Source organism: Algoriphagus iocasae (genome assembly GCF_014206875.1).
Lineage (GTDB): Bacteria > Bacteroidota > Bacteroidia > Cytophagales > Cyclobacteriaceae > Algoriphagus > Algoriphagus iocasae.
This window is the reverse complement of sequence record NZ_JACIJO010000001.1, coordinates 112,535-131,083: the sequence shown is the minus strand read 5'-3', so window position 1 is coordinate 131,083 and position 18,549 is coordinate 112,535. Positions and strand designations below refer to the sequence as shown.

Genomic DNA, 18,549 nt, shown 5'->3' with positions numbered 1-18,549 from the left:
ATGGATATAAGCCAGGTGTTTCCCATTTACAAAATAGAGCAGGATATGATCCTCTCCCGGCAGGGAGATATTACGGCCACCTATGCCGTGGAGCTTCCTGAGATCTTTTCGCTCAACCCTTCCGGTTTTCAGGCCATGCATGCTGCCTGGAATAAGGCCATTGGTGTGCTCCCCGGCCAAACGGTACTCCATAAGCAGGATTGGTTTACATCCAAAGCATTCCGGGGAACCTATGCCGGGAAAGACCACTCTTTTCACTCCCTTGCCAGCGAACGTTTCTTTGAAGGACGTCCCCATCTGGAGCACCGGTGCCGGCTCTTTGTTACCAAAAGGCCGAAAGGCAGCAAGCTCGGGAACGCTGCCGTGTCGAACCTGCTTCGTAAATCTTTAATCCCTGAGGAACATATAGCCCCCACGATCAGGGAGGATTTCAAAAATGTACTGGGGCAGCTGCGACAGATCCTTGCCGATGCAGGTATCGGAATGCGTCCCTTAACAGGGGATGAAATAGCCGGTTCAACGCTCAGAAAAGGACTGCTGGAAGAATACCTGAGCCTGGATGATACCCTGGTATTGCAGGACATTGAGTTTAAACCGGAATGGAAGATCGGCAACAAATACGTCCAGCTATATACCATGGGTGATGTGGAGAATCTTCCCTCAAGCGTCAGTCCCCGGGTGCGCTATGAGCCGTACGGGACAGACCAATCGGAATTCCCTGTCGGTTTTGCCACACCAGTTTGCGGGCTCCTTCCCTGCAATCACATCTACAACCAGTTCATCTTCATTGAAGATCACCAGAAGAAATTAAAGGAACTGGAGTCCAAAAGGCTCCGGCTGGAATCGCTTTCCAGCTACAGCAGGGAGAATGCCATTGCGCGGGATGCTACTGCTGCCTTCTTGAATGAGGCTATTTCCTCAGGGCGAAAGGCTGTCAAAGCCCATTTTAATGTGATGGTCTGGACCGACCAAAAAGAAGCCCTGGGACAGCTACGCAGCCTGACTTCAGGAGCCCTGGCCAAAATGAATGTGGTTCCCCGGCAGGAGACCGTGGGTGCGCCCCAGATTTTCTGGGCAGGACTGCCCGGCAACCAGGCGGCCTTCCCGGTGAATGAAACCTTCGACACCTTTGTGGCGCAGGCCACCTGCTTTTTCAATACGGAAACCCATTACCGTACTTCCCGCAGCCCGGTGGGCATCCGCCTGGGAGACCGGATCACCGGCTACCCGGTTCATGTGGACCTTTCTGATGAGCCCATGAGCCGCGGGCTGATCACCAACCGCAACAAATTTGTGCTGGGTCCCTCGGGATCGGGAAAGTCCTTTTTGACCAATCACCTGATGCGCTCCTATTATGAGCAGGGCACCCACATTGTTTTAGTGGATGTGGGCCATTCGTACCGGGGGCTGTGCGATCTGGTGAATGGCTATTACTTCACTTATGAAGAAAATGACCCCATCCGTTTTAACCCCTTTTTCATCGAGGGCAGGAAGCGTCCGGATACCGAAAAAAAGGAAAGCCTGAAGACCCTGCTTTATGCCCTTTGGAAAAAGGAAGATGAGACCTTCAGGCGCTCAGAATACGTGGCGCTTTCCAATGCCCTGGGTGGTTACTTTGATTTGCTGGACAGCCAGCCGGACACCTTTCCCTGCTTTGACACCTTTTATGAATTCCTGGACACCAAATTCAGGGAAACCCTGAAAAAGGACGGGGTCAGGGACCGGGATTTTGATGTGGACAATTTTATGTATGTGCTCCGTCCCTATTACAAGGGCGGTGAATTTGACTACCTGCTCAATGCTACCGAAAACCTGGACCTGCTCCACCAGCGCTTCATTGTCTTTGAACTCGACAACATCAAGGATCACCCGATTCTATTCCCGGTGGTCACCCTGATGATCATGGAAATTTTCATTTCCAAAATGCGAAAGCTCAAAGGCATCCGAAAGATCATCCTGATCGAGGAAGCCTGGAAAGCGATTGCCAAAGAAGGCATGGCGGAATACATCAAATACCTCTTTAAGACGGTGCGGAAATTCTTCGGGGAGGCCATTGTGGTCACCCAGGAAGTAGAGGATATTATTTCCAGCCCTGTTGTCAAAAACGCCATTATCAATAATGCGGATGTCAAAATCCTGATGGATCAGCGCAAATACCAGAACAAATTCAGGGACATCCAGGCGTTGCTGGGATTGACAGACCATGAAAAGGCGATCATCCTTTCCATGAACAAGGCAAAGGAGCCGGGCCGGAATTACAAGGAAGTCTATATCAGCATTTATAAAAAGGTGTACCGGGTGGAAGTCAGCCCCGAGGAGTACCTCACCTACACCACTGAAGAAACGGAAAAACTGAAAGTCGAAAAACTCGCGGCCACATTCAAAGACCGCAAACAGGCGATCAGGGTACTCGCAGAAGAACGTAAATCAACCCTTTCATGAAAATCAAAAATAGAATCATCACCCTGGTGATCCCCTTAACGATTGGCTTTACGGTATTACCGCACCAAAATGCCAGGGCGGTACCTATAGCTGTGATTATTAAAGTGATCAAAGAAGCCATCAAAAAAGTGATCCAGGCCATTGACCTGAAAGTGCAACGCCTGCAGAACAGAACCATCTGGCTCCAGAACGCCCAGAAGGTATTGGAGAACAAACTCAGCGAACTCAAACTCAGGGAGATTTCTGACTGGAGTGAAAAGCAGCGCCAGCAATACGATGCCCTTTTCCAGGAACTCTGGAAGGTCAAAAGCCTCATTTCCCGGTTTCAGCGGGTACGGGATATAGCGGATATGCAGGCGCAGCTGGTCACAGAATACCGGAAGGCATGGGAGGTCATACAGAACTCTCCTTTACTACTGGCTGAAGAAAAACAAATGATCAGCAACACTTACCAGCACATCCTGGAAGCGTCACTGGAAAACCTGGATCACCTCACCGGGATCATGACATCTTTTACGGTTCAAATGAACGATGCAGATCGCCTGAGGGCCTTACATCAGGCCGAAAAGCGCATCCGGGGAAACCTCCATGACCTCCGGGCTTTCAATGCCCGGAACTACCGCCTGATCTCCTCGAGGCATTCACCTTTTTCGGACCCTTTAAAACAGCACTATGACCTGGACCACTAAAACCCTGATCGCTTTGATCTTGATGCCACTTCTCACCCCGGTACATGCACAGACACCACAGGAATGGACCAACCAGAAGGAGTTGCAGACGGCCTATAAAATGCACCAGATCGTGGCCCTGCAGGCCTACCTTCGGGTGGCTGAAAAAGGGTATGCCATCGTGCAGACCGGCTGGAAATTGGCGGGCGACATCCGCAATGGTGCCTTTGGACAGCACCGGGATTATTTCTCTTCGCTTGAGATGGTACATCCCCTGGTGAAAAAGGACCCTAATGTAAAAGCCATTGCAGACACTTACAGCCGGATCACAAGGGTAGCCTCATGGATAAATAGCCTGCCGGGACAAAGCAAACAGCTGGATCAAAGGGAACAAACCGCAGTACAACAGTTTGTCCGCACCATCATCATCAAATCAGAGCATGTCCTGGGGGAATGTCATGCCGTGCTCTCCCCTGGTACCTACCAGATGGAGGATGCCCAGCGTATGGCGGCTCTTGAGGTATACCTGCGGGAAATGGAAGCTTTGTACCAGGCCATTAAAGCCTGTTACCTCCGGCTAAGGCTGGTGGATCAAAACCGGGAGCGAAAAACCCGGGAACAACATGTAATCAACACACTTTATGGAATCAGGTAACTTAAAAACACTGCTTTTTGCCCTACTGCTTTCTCTTGGGTTATGCCTGCCGGGAAGCAGCAGCGCCCAGCAATATGAGGCCACTCAATTGATGCTGAACTATGAAAAACTGGTGCAGCTAAAAAAGATCCTGGACAATATGTACCAGGGGTATACGATCCTGAGCAACGGCTACAACCGGGTCAAAAATATAGCAGAAGGAAACTTCAGGCTGCACGAGGCCTTCCTGGACGGGCTGCTTCAGGTAAGCCCCGAGGTACGCAGCTATTACCGCGTGGCAGAGATCATACGCTACCAGCAGTACATCATCAATGAATACCGGGCCACCTATAACCAGGTCAGGGCCTCCGGGGACTTTTCCGGTGAAGAACTGGATGTCCTGGAAGAACGCTATTCCGGGTTTTTCAAAGCTTCCCTGCGCAACCTCGATGAGCTGGCCATGATCCTGACTGCCGGAGAACTGCGGATGTCTGACTTTGAAAGGCTGGAAGCCATCGACAGGCTGCACGATGAAATTTCAGGCTTACTGATCTCCCTGCGCAGCTTAAATACAGAGATCGGAACCCTGCAGAGGCAAAGGCAACGCTTAAAAGACGAAAAAAGGGCTGTCCTGAAACTAACTGAAAAAAAACCATAACATGAAAAAGCAAACCATCCTCTTTACCCTCCTTTTCATGGGACTTGCCATACCGGCCACGCATGCCCAGACGATTTCCGGCAGTGTGGAAAGCCTGCACGAGGTGTTGTCCGGGCTGTATGATGACATGATCCCGCTGGCCGGTCAGTTGATTACAGTCGCCAGAGCCCTGGCCGGCTTTGCTGCGATCTGGTATATCGGGTACCGGGTCTGGGGACACCTGGCCCGTTCGGAACCCATCGATATGTATCCCCTGCTGCGTCCCTTTGCTATTGGGCTGGCCATTATGGTATTTCCACAGGTGCTGTCGCTCATCAATGGTGCCATGTCCCCTATTGTCAAAGCCACCGCAGGGATGGTGGAAGGAAGTAACCAGGCCATTGCCCGGCATATTGCTGAAATGGAAGCGGAAGACCTGGAACCTTACCTGAACCGGATCCATGAAGACGGATCGCCTGAATACCCGGAAAACCTACAGGAAATGGGCATCTTTGAAAGGCTGGCCAATGAAGTCTTTGTCTTTAACTTAAAGGCCATCCTCAATAAGATGGTTTCCGAGCTCCTGCAGGTGCTGTTTTTTGCTGCTGCCCTCTGCATTAATACCATCCGAACCTTTCAGCTGGTGGTCCTCTCGATCCTGGGGCCCCTGGTCTTTGGCTTGTCGGTCTTTGATGGGTTTCAGCATACGCTGTCCGCCTGGTTTGCCCGCTATATCAATGTGTCCCTCTGGCTTCCCATCGCCAATATCTTCGGGGCGATCATTGCCAAAATTCAGCTCAATATGATGGTGCTGGACGGGGACTTCAGCAGTTCCCTGGGGTACCTGGTCTTTATGGTCATCGCCATTATAGGGTACATCACCGTTCCCAATGTGGCAGGTTTTATTGTTCAGCCCGGAGGCAGGGATGGCCTTTTAAATCAAAGCACCAAAGCCGCTGCGGCAGGTGGCAGTGCCGTATCACAAATGCTAAAACACTGATTTCTATGTTTGAGAACCTGAAAAATCTGGACACGGCATTCCGCCATGTCAAATACCTTTCTTTTGCCTCTGTTGTCCTGTCCATGCTCTTTTCGGCTTATATGGGAATTATGGCAATACGGGCCATTGAAACAGCCCAGGAGCGTATTTATATTCTTTCACAGGGAAAGGCTTTGGAGGCTTTTTCATCGGAAAAAAAAGAAAATATTCCTGTCGAAGCCCGGGACCATGTCAAAATGTTCCATCATTACTTCTTTACCTTAAGTCCTGATGAACATTTTATTCGGGACCAGATCACCAAAAGCCTCTATCTGGCGGATGGCTCTGCCAAAAAGGTCTACGACAATTTAAGGGAACGGGGCTATTATACGGATATGGTTTCGGCAAATATGAACCAGACGGTTCAGATGGACAGCATCCATATTTCACTGGATTCCTATCCTTACGGGTTCCGCTATTTCGGAAAGCAGAAGGTCATCCGCTCCACCTCGATTGTCACCCGAAGGCTGGTAACATCGGGGCAATTGCGCCACATTGATCGTTCTGACCAGAACCCGCATGGGTTCCTGGTTGAAAACTGGGAAACGATTTCCAATGAAACCCTCAAATCGGAAAAGCGATGAGTATGTCCGACTCCTCCACCAACCCGAAAACAGCAGTGCTTTCGGGTGGCCTCTCACCGATAAAGGCCATGGCTACATGGCTGAACAGCCTTTCAGAAAGCTCAAAAAAAGGAGCTGTTGTAGTCTTACTGGCTTTATGTACGATAGCTTCCTGCGTCATCCTCTACCGGGGGCTTGCCGGAACAAATGAAAGGATGCCACTTCCCTTAGAAGAGCCTGTTCTTCCCTATGCTGATTCCACTATTTATAATCCACTACATACACTACCCTATGAAACAGATCACTGAAAAACAGAAAAGAGAGCGGAAATTCCTGCTGGCATTACCACTATTGACCCTCCCCTTCCTATGCCTGGCCTTCTGGGCACTGGGAGGCGGAAAAGGCACTTCGGATTTGCCTCAAAAACAGCCCGGAGGCCTCAACATCTCCCTTCCCGAAGCCCAAGTAGACTCCCTGGCCCCGGACAAGCTGGCCTCTTATGAACGCTCGGAGAGAAGGGCCGCCCAAAAGAGGGAGCAAATGCGAATGGACCCCTTTGCCCGTGTTACAGGGCCCCAGGCGGACACTACGGAACACGTGCTGGCGGGGCTGGAAAGAAAAAGCACCCTTATGGAAACTGAAAATGCGGTTTCGGAAAAATTATCCGATCTGGAAGCATTACTACAACCCTCCGAAGAACCGCTGACGGTGACCCGGGAAGCAACAATTCCTGAAGGGGAACCCGGAACAGCAATAGCACCCGATCCTGAACTGCAACATCTGGAGTCTATGATGTCGGCTGTAATGGCCCCGGCAGAGGACCCTGAAATGGAAAAAATTGATCAGATGCTGGATAAATTGCTCGATGTGCAGCATCCCGGACGTGTGCAGCAGCGCTTAAATCAGGAAGCGGAACTTCTAAGCTCCAAGGCTTTTGAGGTAAGCCTCTCCCCTGAAGAAAGCACGGAGCAGGAGGTTCGCCATGCACCAAAACCTCAAAACCGGTTCTATTCCCTGGAAAAGAAGGATACAGCCCCATTTTCGGATATAAGGCCAGCCATTCCGGCCCGTGTGACGGTGGATCAGGAAATTGTAAGTGGTGCCTCTATCCGTATGGAGCTCTCCCAAACGGTTTATATCAAAGGTGTGGAGTTCCCGGCAGGCACTCCGGTAACGGGTGTTTGCCGTTTAAACGGGGAGCGCCTTCATATCCAGGTGGAGGCCATCCGCTCAGACAACCTGATCATTCCCGTGGATCTTACCGTAACTGGCCTGGATGCCCTGCCGGGTATACGGATTCCCAATACCATTACGCGGGATGCTGTCAAACAGGGAGCGGGAGACGGGGTGCAGTCTTTAAATAAGATGTCCATGTCCGGCTCCTGGGAGGCGCAGGCCTCTATGGCCGGGCTGGAAACGGTAAAAGGCATTTTTTCCAAAAAAGCCAAACTGATCCGGGTGCATGTCAAAGCAGGGCATCCCCTGCTGTTGACGGATCAATCTATTCACAGGTAATAACCACTAAATTCAATTGTATGAAAACCTTCATGATTCTGATAGCTCTCGGGCTATCCCAGATTTGCCATGCCCAGTTCGCCCAACAGGCGCGGGTAAAAACATATCCCCTTGGCATCGGGTGGAACAAAACCACCGTACTGATATTCCCTGCAGCGGTGGTCAGTGCGGATTTCGGGAATGGGGCTATCCTGGCTGAGAAAGACCCTGAGGCACCCCATATCCTGAAATTAAAAGCCGGGGAAAGGTATTTTCCTTCTACCAGCATGTACGTGATGACCGTAGATAAAGAGCTGTATCCTTTTACGGTCAGCTATACCAACTACCCCGATGCCCGTCCTATAAAAATGGCGGAGCAAAAAAATGCGGAACATACCACGGTCAAACTAAAGGGTACAGGCCTTACTCCTGGCGAAGTAGCAGATTTTGTCGGGGAAGCTGCCAGCCGGGAACCCGGGGCTATCAAATGGGGCAAAAGACAAGGCAAAGTAAGGTTGGGAACCGGGCAGGTTTTTCAGCATGAAGGGGTATTATTCTTTCAGCTGGCGGTGGAAAACAATAGTAATATAGATTTCCTGACCGAAAAATGGGAGTTCTTCATCCGGGATAAAAAGCAGTCCAGACGAACTGCGGTAAGACGGGTTCCCCTGGAACCTGTCGCCCGCAAGACTGCTCAAGGTGTGGGTGGTAAATCCGGTGCCATCGTGGTGTTTGCCTTTTCCGGCTTTACCATTTCCGATGCCAAGATTTTCGAAATCCGCTGTTTTGAGAAAAACGGGGACCGCCATTCCATGCTGGCTATCCGGGAAAAAAAGATATTGAAGGCCGATCCGATTGTCCTTCCTCAACCTAAACAAGACTGATGATGACTGTAAAACAAAATATCGAAGACTTACAGGATCGCCTGAAATATTCCGGCTTTGGGGAATCGCTTCACCAGGAACTGGAAAAACAGGTTAAATCCGGGAAAAGTGAAATTGAATTACACCTCACCAAAGATCCTGACAATAAAAAGCTGGACTATCACCTGCACTTTAGAAAATCTGAAGAAGGCAGGTATTTCTACAATGGTTTTGATGCCACTCTTACCCATGCTGATGGGCGGGAGCTGTCGCAGCGCTTTTACCATAACCAGGGTATTTCTGCCAAGGAAGCTTTCAACCTGCTGGAAGGCAGGGCCGTTTTCAAGAGCCTGTTCAACAGGGAGGGGGAACGTTACAATGCCTGGCTGCAACTGGATTTGCGCCAGAAAGATGATAAGGGGCAGCACCCTGTAAAGCAATACCACCAGAACTATGGATTTGACCTGGAAAAGGAGGTGACCAAACTGCCCATTGCTTCTATAGAAAATCCCGATCAAAAGGACCTTTTGTTCTATAGCCTTAAAAAGGGCAATCTTCACAGCGTGGAACTGGAAGACAGGGAAGGCCGGTTTCACCTGGAAGCCAACCCCAGGTTCAAGTCTCTGAACCTGTATGATGCATCGGGAAAACGCCTGGCTGCAGAGGGATTGTCTGCAAAGCAGGATCAGGATTCCAAAGCGCAAAAGAAACCTGCCAAAGCGCAAAAAAGGACCCGGGCCAGAAAGTATAAAGGCATGTAAACAATTGAGGTACAACAGGCCCGGCATTGAGCCGGGTCTTTTTTTTCTGGTATTAACCTCTGATGATCAGATGTCCCAGTCCGGGGGTATCAAAGACACGTTCCATTTCCATACGGACGATCTCGGCTACTTCTGTTTTTATCCTCCGGTAATTCTGCTCCACTTCTTCCTGGGTGATGTCCCTGACTTTCGGGATTTGACGGTAGTTTTCCTCCTCCTTTTTTAAGGCATCATGGTCATTGAGGATTTCTGCGTGAAAAGCTTTCAGGGCTATCTTTTGATCTGGCGTATCAGCCACCATTCCCACAAACGCACCGGACGAAAGCGAGGCTATGGTGGAAGGCGGGACCGCCTGGTCCAGCTGGGTGGATTTTGACACGGAGGTTTCTGAACTGTTTATGGAAATGCTTTCCCGGTCCTGGACAATCCTTCCGAAGCGTTCGGAGAGTTGTTTGGCGGTATCGCCCAACACCTGACCGCTGATGAAATTCCCCACCGTATTCATGATCACTTCGGCCTGTTCCCTGCCGTAGTCTTTCTTAAGCTGGCTGTAGTCCTGTACCCCCAGGCAGGTAGCTACTTTATTGGATCGTGCCGTGGCAATCAGGTTATCAATCCCATTGAAATAGATCGTGGGAAACTCATCGAATATGAGACTGGACTTGAGTTTTCCTTTTTGGTTGACCAGCTTGACGATACGTGAAATGTACAGGGACAATACCGCCCCATACACCTGTTGCTTTTGCGGGTTGTTGCCCATGCAAATGATTTTAGGGGCCTTAGGGTTATTCAAATCCAGGGTGAATTCACTTTCTGAAAGGACATAATACAGCTGCGGTGAAGAAAGCCGGGCCATGGTAATTTTGGCGCTGGCCACCTGCCCTTCCAGCTGGTCAAATGCTTTCTTGACCAGGGCGGAAACGAAGGGGTTGATCAGAACTTCTATTTCGGGTTCTGTACGGAGCACCGTGAAAAGCTTCTCATAATCCACCTGCATCAGTTCGATCACATGGGGAAGGGTACAGTATTTCCCATGCCTGTGTTTTTTTAAAAACCAGATAATGGCTGTTAAAAAGTTGATCGGGCTTTCCACGAAGAAATCGCCCTGTTTGCGTATCCATTCCCGGTTGAGCCCCAGCATAATCGTCCGTGCTGCTTCAGAGGCATCGGTAATATCCAGCATTAAATCCGGTTCCAGCGGGTTGCAGCGATGGGTATGGGAGAGGCGGTCAAAATTGATCGTATAGAATTCAGGCTTCACCCCATATGCTGAACCATGATGCTGCAGGGTATTGTACGCTATGCGCGAAAGGTCATCGTACTTGAAGTCATAGACAAACATGGAAAAGCCTTTCCTGATATGCTGGGTGATGACGTGGCGGATGACGAAATAACTTTTTCCTGATCCGGGTGTCCCTGCCACCAGCAGCGCCCGGAAGGGATTGATGATATTGATCCATGAGTGTCGGACTTTCTTTTTTAGTTTGTAGCGGGCCGGAAGGTTCACGGAATATTCATTTTCCAGGAAGCGTTCCTCCTGGGGAAAGGTCTCGTTCAGGTGGTTAAACACATCCTGGCTGAGGCGATTTTTAAGCATTCTCCCGAGCATGGCCCCTCCCATCAGGATAAGGGCGTATCCCAGTGCGGTGATCCCCATGTAAAGCAGGCTGTTTTCCTGTTCTCCCATAGGGAGGTAAAACACCAAAGGGCTGCCGCCATATAACAACGTTCCACTGATAAGCGGCCATAGAACACGTGCCAGGGTAATGGTTTCTTCTTTTTTGCCTTTTGTCCCGATCAGGGAAATGAGCAGCAGCCCCAAAGCAAAAAGTTTAGAGGTATAAAAATGGGTGAACAGCCCGGTATCCCTGATGTGCATCAACAGCCGGTCTGTTATCTCGTGGGTCATCCCCCACTCCCTGAATGAAGGATAACAATAGTAGTACCCGTGAAGGCACAGCATGCCGATACTGATTTTCCGGGTCAGGTCTATGATCTTCCGTAAGCCTTCTATATTTTCTCCGGTTTGCATTTTTGGGGTTTTAGAGGTGGCGTTTTTTTCGTTTCCGTTTTTTCTTCTGCCGAAATTCATAAGGCGTAGGGTCTTCACCCTGGAAGGTGTTCAGGGTGATCTTACTCTCCGGTACCTGAGGCTGAAGTACTTTTTCAGAAGTGTTTTCCCTGTTTTCAGGTTCTGCTGAATGCGGGGAAAACCGGGCCGCAAGCGCATTGGCGGACAGTTCCTTTCCAAGGGCTGACCCATTGAACACACTTCGGGTGGCATGATCCACATAGGTCACTCCATACAGCCTGCCTTCCGCATTGATCCGAAACACGGGCCTGATGCCTTTGCTTTTGAGCTTTTCGACAAGGTCATCCCGGGAGGTGCTGTTGCCCATGGTTTCGCGTATGGATGCCTTAAGGTCCTTCCGGTAAGGGGTACGCTGTACCCTGCCCTTTTCAAATTGCTTTTCCAGGCGTGCCAGTGTGGGTCCGGAATAAATGGAACTGGCTTTGACCGGAACCCCGGTCCTGTTTCCATCGGCATCCAGGATGGTGTATACCAAGCCTTTATTGCGGTGCATATCGCTTTCCGGCTCTCCCCTATAGGCGTTCACCCGGAACAAGCCGAGTACTGCATTCAGCTCCGGCAGGGAGGCAAAGTGATAGGTTCGGGTCACTTCTCTTACGATATTGGAAATGGCTGCTTTGGTTTCTGTCTTTCCGTAATGCGCCTGTTTCAGGGGACGGATCAGGGGGATCTTTTCCTTTTTTTGCTCCCCGGCTTTGATCAACTGGTACCGCTTTTCAATTTCCCTGCGTGCCTTTTCGGACAATATCCTGCCCAGGTTATGGGTTTCGATGCGTTTCCCGTTTTCGTCAATGTTCGTGGTGACGATATGCACATGGGGATGTGCCGCATCGAAATGCCGATACAGTAAATAGGGTTGCTTTTCAAAGCCGATGCCTTTCATATAATCAGCCGCTATTTTCAAAAGCTTTTCTCTATCCGGCTTATCCTTTGGGGAAAAGTTCAGGGAAATGTGCACCGTATTGGTTTTGGTCCTGCGGTTGAGTTCCTGCAAATCTTTAAATACCCGGATTTTTTCTGCGGTGGATAATCCTTTTTTCACAAAGCCCTTCATGTCCAAAAGGGTGGCTTTGCCCGCTCCCACCTTTTGTTCGTTGTAGCGGACCGCTCCTGCGATGGACTTACCGGTAATGATCTTCGCCACCAATCAGGGTTCAATTTTCAGGTTTTCAATCACCTCGTGGATAAGGGTCATTTTTTGTTGGGCCCGGTCTAAATGAGGGAGTATTTCCCGTACAAAGAAAAGCCGTTCTTTGGGATCTGCCTTCAGGTGAAAGTAGTGTGTGATCTGGTTGATGTTCACGCCTATGCGGTTGAGTTCGCTGCGCAGCTGCCCCAGTTCCATCCGCAGTTTTTCCAGGGATTCATTGCGGTGGTTTAAGGTGAGTTTTCTTTTGAAAAGCATGTCCCGTACCAGCTCACTTACCGTCTGGCAATAGGAGGCTTTGTCCAGCAGGGATTTAAGATGCTGGTCCTGTTGTGGCGTAATTCGGATGGTGAGCCACATTGGTTTATGGGTTTCTGTTTTTGTTATGAGCCTAAAGGATTATAAAATGCGACTTCGGAGAATTTTATCCCCCACCGCCACTGTGGCAGCGGTGGGCAAGATCGGATTGTGGCACAATCCTACATCTTGCTCATTGCCATGGCGCAATGGTATTGCCTGCTCAGGCAGAGGGTTTTGTTTGCAGCATTGAAGCAGATGGATGCCTGTTGGAAGGGGTCAGTTTTCCAGGTTCCACACCCAGTCATCTGCGGTCATCACCCAATCGCGGATGGGGGTGCCTGTTTCATTTCGCCAGTCCATGGCCTGGAAATAGAAATAGAAAACTTCGGCTTCAGAAACCGGTACATGAAGAAAATTGAAATAGGCTTTTACCTGCTCTAATGTGGGTGGTACATTTCTTGAAAAACTGAGATGCTGAGCTTCTTGATCCATAACGGTATTCGTTTTTGATGAAGCTCAAAAGTGTGGAAGTGCGGACTGGAATGGTCACACTGAAACCCGAAGGTGGATTAGAATTTAAAAGAAATCACAAAAATTGCTTGCAATACCAAGCAAAGCTTTCTATGTTTGCTTGCAATATTTAGCAAAATCAGAAATTTCAAGCATGGATAGATATGGTCACTACTTTAAAGCACTTAGAGAGTCAAAGGGGCTAACATTAAGAGAGGTAGAACGACAGACAGAAGTGTCGAATGCATACTTAAGTCAATTAGAATCAGGGAAGGTCAAACAACCTTCTCCTAATACTCTATATAAACTTGCCCAGTTTTATAAGGTATCTTACCAGATGTTGATGGAAAAAGTAGGGTATCCTGTTCCAAAAGGTGACAGGCCTCTTCAGGAGCAAAGTGTTTCAAATGTTGCAAAAAACAAACTTGGAGAGATCACCAATGAAGAGGAAGTTGAACTTCTTCAATACCTGAAATTCATTAGAAACAGAAAACAATAGTGATGAATTGGTCATACTCTGGATATAGGCAATTTCTTAAATGCCACCGGCAATGGTACTACAAAAATATTGTGGCCCATAGCTCGGCAAAAGATCCTTTTCGCAGAGAAGTGACCATTCTTTCAAAGTTAAAAACCCTGGATGCATGGAGGGGCGATATCGTTGACGAAGTCATTAGCCAGGTTGCGATCAATAAAATCAGGAAGAAAGAAGGCCTTTATGAAGACGCTTTAATATGGGTTGCAAACCGAAAGTTTGAAGAAAAATTAGATTTTGCCAGAAACAGGATGTATCGGACCCCCAATATAACGTTCTCGGATTACGGCCAGGTTTCAGCGATTATTGATTTTGACAATGGAAATGGGGTAAAAGAAAGCGAGCTAAAAAGAGTGCGAAACGATATACACCAGGCCCTCACGAATTTCGTGAAACGTGAAGATTTGATAGAGCATTTACGGACCGCAAGTCAATGGCTAACTCAAAGGACTATCTCTCTTCCTTTCAGCAAATTCCGGGTAGTTGCCAGACCCGATTTAATCTGCTTTTTTCAGGATGAACCACCTCATATTTTCGATTGGAAGGTGCACACTTTTGCGACCAAAACTTATCAGGAACAGTTATTGGCTTATGCTTTTTCATTGAGTAAGGTAAACCCTCACAAAGATTTTCCAAGTGACTTAGGCAAATACGAGGTATTGGATTATAGCTTAACGGAATTTCAGCTGCTAACTGATGAAATCCGAGATTACCAGGTTTCTGACGATGATATTAATAGTACGGAAGCTGAAATTGCTACAGGTCTTTTGAGAATGTACCGTCTTGGTGCAAATAAAAAATTCAGTGAAAGTACGCCAGAAGACTTCCCTACCACAACTGACCCTTCAGTCTGTGGAAACTGTTCTTTTAAACCAATTTGCAAATCTTAATAATATGATGAACGAAAGTAACATCTTCCCCATTGAGAACCTTTCGGCCTTATCAGCCCATTACAGACTTCTGGAAGTAATAGGGTTGAATAGTACGGGAGACGATTATGATATAAATATTCAATATATCACTAAACGACTCGCCTTTTCTTTAAAACATCCTGTGATTATTATTCACCGCAACAATACTCCTTTTTTAGTGGTGAAAGACGAAGCTAAAATACTTGAAGCTTTACCTGAAGATGGTCTGGAAGCTAAGTATGGTGATTATGTTTATTTTAAAGATACAAATGAGGTTCGATTTGTTGATTTCCAAAGTCAGGATCCTACCGAACAAGAAATCATATTACGGTTTTTACAATTTGATCTTTCAGGTGAAATAAGAAAAGACCTACGGCTATGGCAACCCCGATCAGGAGACGCATTTTATAACCGGGAACCAGTCAGGGATGCAGGCTCAAAAGATGTAGCGATTTACAATGGATTTATTCCCAGAGTGGTTGCCCTGCCTTCTGGTGGTTATGGCATTTGTGTGGATATAACCAAAAAATACATGTCCAAGTTTCCATTAAACACACATATGTCGAATGAAGAATTCAATAGGCTTAAAAGACAAAAAAGAAGGCTGGTTTACCGATATGGAAAAAGCTGGTTTGAAATAAAACCTGATGAACTCAGTCAGTTAGGTATTTCCAAATATCGTTTTAAGAGAGAATCGGGTTCAGTAACATTGTTAGAGGATATTCGAAATGCTTACAATGGAAGTATGCCTCCACATTTGGCCAAAATACCGGATAGTGCATCCGTGTTGATATATAGGAACAATGAGAAGCAGCCAAAAGGAGCTGTAGCGGCCATGTGTTATGCTACATATGACACAGGTGACAGAGAAGTAAGCATGCTACACAGAGAATCTATAATTCCACCTTATTTCAGAAGAAAATATAGCAGGACTGTTGTATCAAGGCACCTAAGTAAGTTAAAACACGGAGATACGATTATCCAGATTTCTTTAAACCCGCTAAGTCCGGATCTGGGGATCTTTGAATACCCTGACCTGCAGTTTAAAAATGACATCATTTTAGGAAGTAGTCCGGCAAGCAAGGCTAATATCCGAGTTGCAAAGGATAAACTGGGGATTGAAAGAAAGAAACTATTATTATCCTCCAAAGTGGGTTTTTATACCAACTCCCCTTTTGAAAGACAATATATGCTCATACCGGAAACTATATTCAATAGCTTCGGGAATGAAAAATATTTCATAAAAGACTTGAAAAAGCAAGTCAATACCATGCATCCGACAACTGAAGGATGGAATCCCATCCTTATTCCCTACGACAACCGGAACAAAACCAATCCACTGGAAATTGGCTTAGAAATCATTTCCAAGCTGGGGAAAAAGGCGGACTTGATGCGTGGCGGTTATGCCGTTGTCATTTTACCAGGTCATTTGGAAAAGAACAAAAAAATGCACGATGAAACTGCGGCAATGGTTGTTTCGGAAAGTTTAAACGAATATAATATAAGGGCCAGCATCATGCATACCAGAATACTTGAAACGTGTTATGGGCATGAGGAAATAAATGGAGAAATTAAGTATTATATTAAAAGGGTGGCAAACAAAAAATTTGAAAGATTATACCAGGGCTACCTTTTTGGAGTGGCGGTCAACCAGGTTCTTTTGAATAATGAGAGATGGCCCTTTATTCTTTCCACTCCGCTCCATTCGGATTTGGTAATAGGTATTGATGTTAAACAACATATTGCCGGCTTTACATTTGTAGATAAATTTTCTAAGAATATCTTACCAGCCTGGGATAAATCTCAAAACAAAGAGAAGCTTTCTCAGGATCAGGTTAATAGAATATTGGTAGAAAACATCTCCAAATTCGCTGAGTTTTCGAGTGAACCTATCCGGAAAATTACCTTTCACAGGGATGGCCGAGTTTTTCAGACCGAAAAGGAAGGAATAGAAAGTGCTATTAACTTCTTGATTAAAACTGAAGTTTTACCTACTGATGCCTCGTACACGATAATTGAAATACCAAAAAATTCCAAAGTACCTTTTCGCCTTTTTGAGGTTATGGGAACTTTCAACATCTGGAAGGAAAACAAGGACAATGGTAAAGTACTTAACCCCATGATGGGCACATATACCTTGCTTAACGAGAAAGAGGGCTATGTATGTACCACAGGAAGAGAATTTAAAAAAACAGGAACCTCCAAACCTTTATATGTAAAATATGTCTCCGGCACTATGCCATTTAAAGAAATTTTAGAGGACATATACTTTTTATCTCATCTTGCATATACCAAACCTGATGATTGCTCCCGTAATCCTGTCACCATTAAAATGACTGACCGAAGAATTAATCTTTTGGGAAGCGAATACAATACGCAAAAAGCCAGTTTATTAAAATCCCTTAACCATTAGCCCTTATAAACATGAGCGATATAGGATTGAATGCAAATATTTATCATCTGACAAGTAAATACCTCGGAATACTCAATGATTTTATCATTTCGATAAAAAATGATTCCACTGAGGTATCACAAGAAAAATACCAGGAAGTAAAGATTTTGTTTGAAAAACTTAAGGATGAGGATAACATTGACCCCCGAATACAGGTTTTAAGTGTCATTATTGAAGCTGAGTTAAGGAAAAAGAATTTCCCGAAATCGAAATTTTTTAATAGCATTACCTCAGATATCAATCAAAAAAAATATGAATCACTTTCCAGGAAATTAAACCACGTGGTCAATGCATTGGATAATGAATATTCTCATGCCTTGGCTAAAATGAGCAAAGGGTAATGAAGGACTATGTTGACGCTGCTATATTGGAGAGCATTCAAAAGTCCAGAGTGCTCAAAAGTAAGTTTCCCAGAGCTAAGGATTCCAGTTTGTATTTTGACCCTCTCATTTCGAAAGCTACGGTTGAAATTGATTTGATGATTGAAAGGCTTGCAGACTTGCTTTATGATCAGGACTATTCCCAACCACAGAATCTAAAGGAAAAATTTGGAAAATTTAAATCTATCCTGAGTGAGTTGCACGTTCTGGAAAACATTATTGTGGCAGCCATAAGTAGAAAACACGATGATGATGAGTATGTAAATAAGTTGGTTAGAAAAGTTTGTTCAGAAATTGAGTATCCTGTTCAGCCTCCGGTAGTGTCTTGTTTATCCCAACATTATTACCAGATATTTCCTTACTACAATTTCATGTGCATGCCTTTATTGGAGGCTGATTTCTTACTACATCTCCCTGATTTATACCATGAGTTATGCCATCCGCTAATATCAGTAGACAATCCCACAACAGAGCCCTTGAGGATCAGTATGGGCAAACTTAACAGGGATATAAAAAAATATTTCAACCAGGAGATCACCAGATTAAGTTTAAATAAATTCGGTGAAAACAACCAGATACAGTCATTCTATGTGTGGCGTGACAGCTGGATAGAAAGCTGGTCAGAGGAGTTTTTCTGTGACTTGTTTGCCACATATACGCTGGGGCCGGCATTTGTCTGGAGCAATCTTCATATGTGCGCAAAAATGGATTGGAACCTGTTTGGAATTCCATATTTTCAGAAAACCTCTCACCCACCGGCTGGAGCCAGAATGCAAGCGATGTTCCATGCTCTTGATTTAACAGGGTTTTCCCAAGAGAAAAAGGTTATCGAAAAGGAATGGAATAGTTTTATAAAAGTTCTTGATGTGACTCCGGAAACAGAGTATCATATTGCATTACCGGATCAATTTTTACAAAATGCCGCAACCTACTCACTTGAGGGAATCCAAGTCTTAGGATGTAAAATAGCTTCGGACAACCCGGAAACATTGGTAATAGATACCTTGAACAGTGCCTGGCATGAATTCTGGAAAAATCCAGGTGGCTTTACAGTTGAGGAACAAAAAATGGTGAAGTTGCTCAAAAGAGCCGTTTAGCAGGAGAAATCACAAAGAAATGGT

19 protein-coding genes are annotated in these 18,549 nt (G+C 46.5%); 15 read left to right on the top strand and 4 right to left on the bottom strand.

Annotated elements, in window-relative coordinates; translation table 11 throughout:
* The 10 genes from FHS59_RS00555 to FHS59_RS00510 are packed head-to-tail and all read left to right on the top strand — an operon-like array spanning window position 1 to window position 9,101.
* Window positions 1–2,442 (top strand): TraG family conjugative transposon ATPase, encoded by a 2,442-nt coding sequence (locus FHS59_RS00555; RefSeq protein ID WP_184492471.1) that lies wholly within the window; start codon window positions 1–3, stop codon window positions 2,440–2,442.
* Window positions 2,439–3,131, top strand: a complete 693-nt coding sequence (locus FHS59_RS00550; protein WP_184492470.1) for a conjugal transfer protein TraI — start codon at window positions 2,439–2,441, stop codon at window positions 3,129–3,131. The genes FHS59_RS00555 and FHS59_RS00550 overlap by 4 nt, the downstream gene beginning before the upstream one ends.
* Window positions 3,115–3,765, top strand: coding sequence for a hypothetical protein (locus FHS59_RS00545; RefSeq protein ID WP_184492469.1), 651 nt, complete (start codon window positions 3,115–3,117; stop codon window positions 3,763–3,765). The genes FHS59_RS00550 and FHS59_RS00545 overlap by 17 nt, the downstream gene beginning before the upstream one ends.
* Window positions 3,752–4,402, top strand: coding sequence for a TerB family tellurite resistance protein (locus FHS59_RS00540; RefSeq protein ID WP_184492468.1), 651 nt, complete (start codon window positions 3,752–3,754; stop codon window positions 4,400–4,402). Before FHS59_RS00545 ends, FHS59_RS00540 begins: the two co-directional genes overlap by 14 nt.
* Before the next feature lies 1 nt (window position 4,403).
* Entirely contained in the window at window positions 4,404–5,381 is a 978-nt protein-coding gene (gene traJ, locus FHS59_RS00535; RefSeq protein ID WP_184492467.1) for a conjugative transposon protein TraJ, read from the top strand.
* A gap of 5 nt (window positions 5,382–5,386) precedes the next feature.
* Entirely contained in the window at window positions 5,387–6,004 is a 618-nt protein-coding gene (gene traK, locus FHS59_RS00530) for a conjugative transposon protein TraK (protein WP_184492466.1), read from the top strand.
* A gap of 2 nt (window positions 6,005–6,006) precedes the next feature.
* Window positions 6,007–6,291, top strand: coding sequence for a hypothetical protein (locus FHS59_RS00525; protein WP_221444417.1), 285 nt, complete (start codon window positions 6,007–6,009; stop codon window positions 6,289–6,291).
* Window positions 6,275–7,498, top strand: a complete 1,224-nt coding sequence (gene traM, locus FHS59_RS00520; RefSeq protein ID WP_184492464.1) for a conjugative transposon protein TraM — start codon at window positions 6,275–6,277, stop codon at window positions 7,496–7,498. Before FHS59_RS00525 ends, traM begins: the two co-directional genes overlap by 17 nt.
* A 20-nt stretch (window positions 7,499–7,518) precedes the next feature.
* On the top strand, window positions 7,519–8,361 hold the full coding sequence (locus tag FHS59_RS00515) for a DUF4138 domain-containing protein (RefSeq protein WP_184492463.1): 843 nt from the start codon (window positions 7,519–7,521) through the stop codon (window positions 8,359–8,361).
* Window positions 8,361–9,101 (top strand): hypothetical protein, encoded by a 741-nt coding sequence (locus FHS59_RS00510; RefSeq protein WP_246388247.1) that lies wholly within the window; start codon window positions 8,361–8,363, stop codon window positions 9,099–9,101. The genes FHS59_RS00515 and FHS59_RS00510 overlap by 1 nt, the downstream gene beginning before the upstream one ends.
* Before the next feature lie 52 nt (window positions 9,102–9,153).
* Here the strand turns inward: FHS59_RS00510 and mobC are convergent, their stop codons facing one another.
* From mobC to FHS59_RS00490, 4 genes are all read right to left on the bottom strand, one after another.
* Window positions 9,154–11,193 (bottom strand): conjugal transfer protein MobC, encoded by a 2,040-nt coding sequence (gene mobC / locus FHS59_RS00505; protein WP_449355363.1) that lies wholly within the window; start codon window positions 11,191–11,193, stop codon window positions 9,154–9,156.
* Window positions 11,144–12,337: a relaxase/mobilization nuclease domain-containing protein gene (locus FHS59_RS00500; protein WP_317168126.1), complete on the bottom strand. Its 1,194-nt coding sequence runs from the start codon at window positions 12,335–12,337 to the stop codon at window positions 11,144–11,146. The genes mobC and FHS59_RS00500 overlap by 50 nt, the downstream gene beginning before the upstream one ends.
* A 3-nt stretch (window positions 12,338–12,340) precedes the next feature.
* Entirely contained in the window at window positions 12,341–12,700 is a 360-nt protein-coding gene (locus FHS59_RS00495) for a plasmid mobilization protein (RefSeq protein ID WP_184492461.1), read from the bottom strand.
* Between the two features lie 216 nt (window positions 12,701–12,916).
* Window positions 12,917–13,132, bottom strand: a complete 216-nt coding sequence (locus tag FHS59_RS00490; RefSeq protein WP_184492460.1) for a hypothetical protein — start codon at window positions 13,130–13,132, stop codon at window positions 12,917–12,919.
* A gap of 172 nt (window positions 13,133–13,304) precedes the next feature.
* Between FHS59_RS00490 and FHS59_RS00485 the strand changes: the two genes are divergently transcribed.
* Genes FHS59_RS00485 through FHS59_RS00465 form a run of 5 tightly spaced genes read left to right on the top strand, consistent with a single transcriptional unit; the run spans window position 13,305 to window position 18,525 of the window.
* Window positions 13,305–13,649, top strand: coding sequence for a helix-turn-helix domain-containing protein (locus tag FHS59_RS00485; protein WP_184492459.1), 345 nt, complete (start codon window positions 13,305–13,307; stop codon window positions 13,647–13,649).
* A 2-nt stretch (window positions 13,650–13,651) separates the two neighbouring features.
* Window positions 13,652–14,575 (top strand): PD-(D/E)XK nuclease family protein, encoded by a 924-nt coding sequence (locus FHS59_RS00480; protein WP_184492458.1) that lies wholly within the window; start codon window positions 13,652–13,654, stop codon window positions 14,573–14,575.
* A 4-nt stretch (window positions 14,576–14,579) separates the two neighbouring features.
* Entirely contained in the window at window positions 14,580–17,009 is a 2,430-nt protein-coding gene (locus FHS59_RS00475) for a hypothetical protein (RefSeq protein WP_184492457.1), read from the top strand.
* 11 nt (window positions 17,010–17,020) lie between these two features.
* Window positions 17,021–17,389: a hypothetical protein gene (locus FHS59_RS00470; RefSeq protein ID WP_184492456.1), complete on the top strand. Its 369-nt coding sequence runs from the start codon at window positions 17,021–17,023 to the stop codon at window positions 17,387–17,389.
* The gene (locus tag FHS59_RS00465) at window positions 17,389–18,525 is read left to right on the top strand and encodes a hypothetical protein (protein WP_184492455.1); all 1,137 of its coding nucleotides are present in this window, start codon (window positions 17,389–17,391) and stop codon (window positions 18,523–18,525) included. Before FHS59_RS00470 ends, FHS59_RS00465 begins: the two co-directional genes overlap by 1 nt.
* Window positions 18,526–18,549: the final 24 nt, after the last annotated feature.

Coding starts and splice junctions, on each gene's coding strand:
- FHS59_RS00475 (WP_184492457.1), top strand. CDS start 14,580: ATGATGAACGAAAGTAACATCTTCCCCATTGAGAACCTTTCGGCCTTA.
- FHS59_RS00515 (WP_184492463.1), top strand. CDS start 7,519: ATGAAAACCTTCATGATTCTGATAGCTCTCGGGCTATCCCAGATTTGC.
- FHS59_RS00485 (WP_184492459.1), top strand. CDS start 13,305: ATGGATAGATATGGTCACTACTTTAAAGCACTTAGAGAGTCAAAGGGG.
- FHS59_RS00480 (WP_184492458.1), top strand. CDS start 13,652: ATGAATTGGTCATACTCTGGATATAGGCAATTTCTTAAATGCCACCGG.
- FHS59_RS00555 (WP_184492471.1), top strand. CDS start 1: ATGGATATAAGCCAGGTGTTTCCCATTTACAAAATAGAGCAGGATATG.
- FHS59_RS00545 (WP_184492469.1), top strand. CDS start 3,115: ATGACCTGGACCACTAAAACCCTGATCGCTTTGATCTTGATGCCACTT.
- FHS59_RS00525 (WP_221444417.1), top strand. CDS start 6,007: ATGTCCGACTCCTCCACCAACCCGAAAACAGCAGTGCTTTCGGGTGGC.
- traJ (WP_184492467.1), top strand. CDS start 4,404: ATGAAAAAGCAAACCATCCTCTTTACCCTCCTTTTCATGGGACTTGCC.
- traM (WP_184492464.1), top strand. CDS start 6,275: ATGAAACAGATCACTGAAAAACAGAAAAGAGAGCGGAAATTCCTGCTG.
- FHS59_RS00465 (WP_184492455.1), top strand. CDS start 17,389: ATGAAGGACTATGTTGACGCTGCTATATTGGAGAGCATTCAAAAGTCC.
- FHS59_RS00540 (WP_184492468.1), top strand. CDS start 3,752: ATGGAATCAGGTAACTTAAAAACACTGCTTTTTGCCCTACTGCTTTCT.
- FHS59_RS00510 (WP_246388247.1), top strand. CDS start 8,361: ATGATGACTGTAAAACAAAATATCGAAGACTTACAGGATCGCCTGAAA.
- mobC (WP_449355363.1), bottom strand. CDS start 11,193: ATGAATTTCGGCAGAAGAAAAAACGGAAACGAAAAAAACGCCACCTCT.
- FHS59_RS00550 (WP_184492470.1), top strand. CDS start 2,439: ATGAAAATCAAAAATAGAATCATCACCCTGGTGATCCCCTTAACGATT.
- FHS59_RS00490 (WP_184492460.1), bottom strand. CDS start 13,132: ATGGATCAAGAAGCTCAGCATCTCAGTTTTTCAAGAAATGTACCACCC.
- FHS59_RS00495 (WP_184492461.1), bottom strand. CDS start 12,700: ATGTGGCTCACCATCCGAATTACGCCACAACAGGACCAGCATCTTAAA.
- traK (WP_184492466.1), top strand. CDS start 5,387: ATGTTTGAGAACCTGAAAAATCTGGACACGGCATTCCGCCATGTCAAA.
- FHS59_RS00470 (WP_184492456.1), top strand. CDS start 17,021: ATGAGCGATATAGGATTGAATGCAAATATTTATCATCTGACAAGTAAA.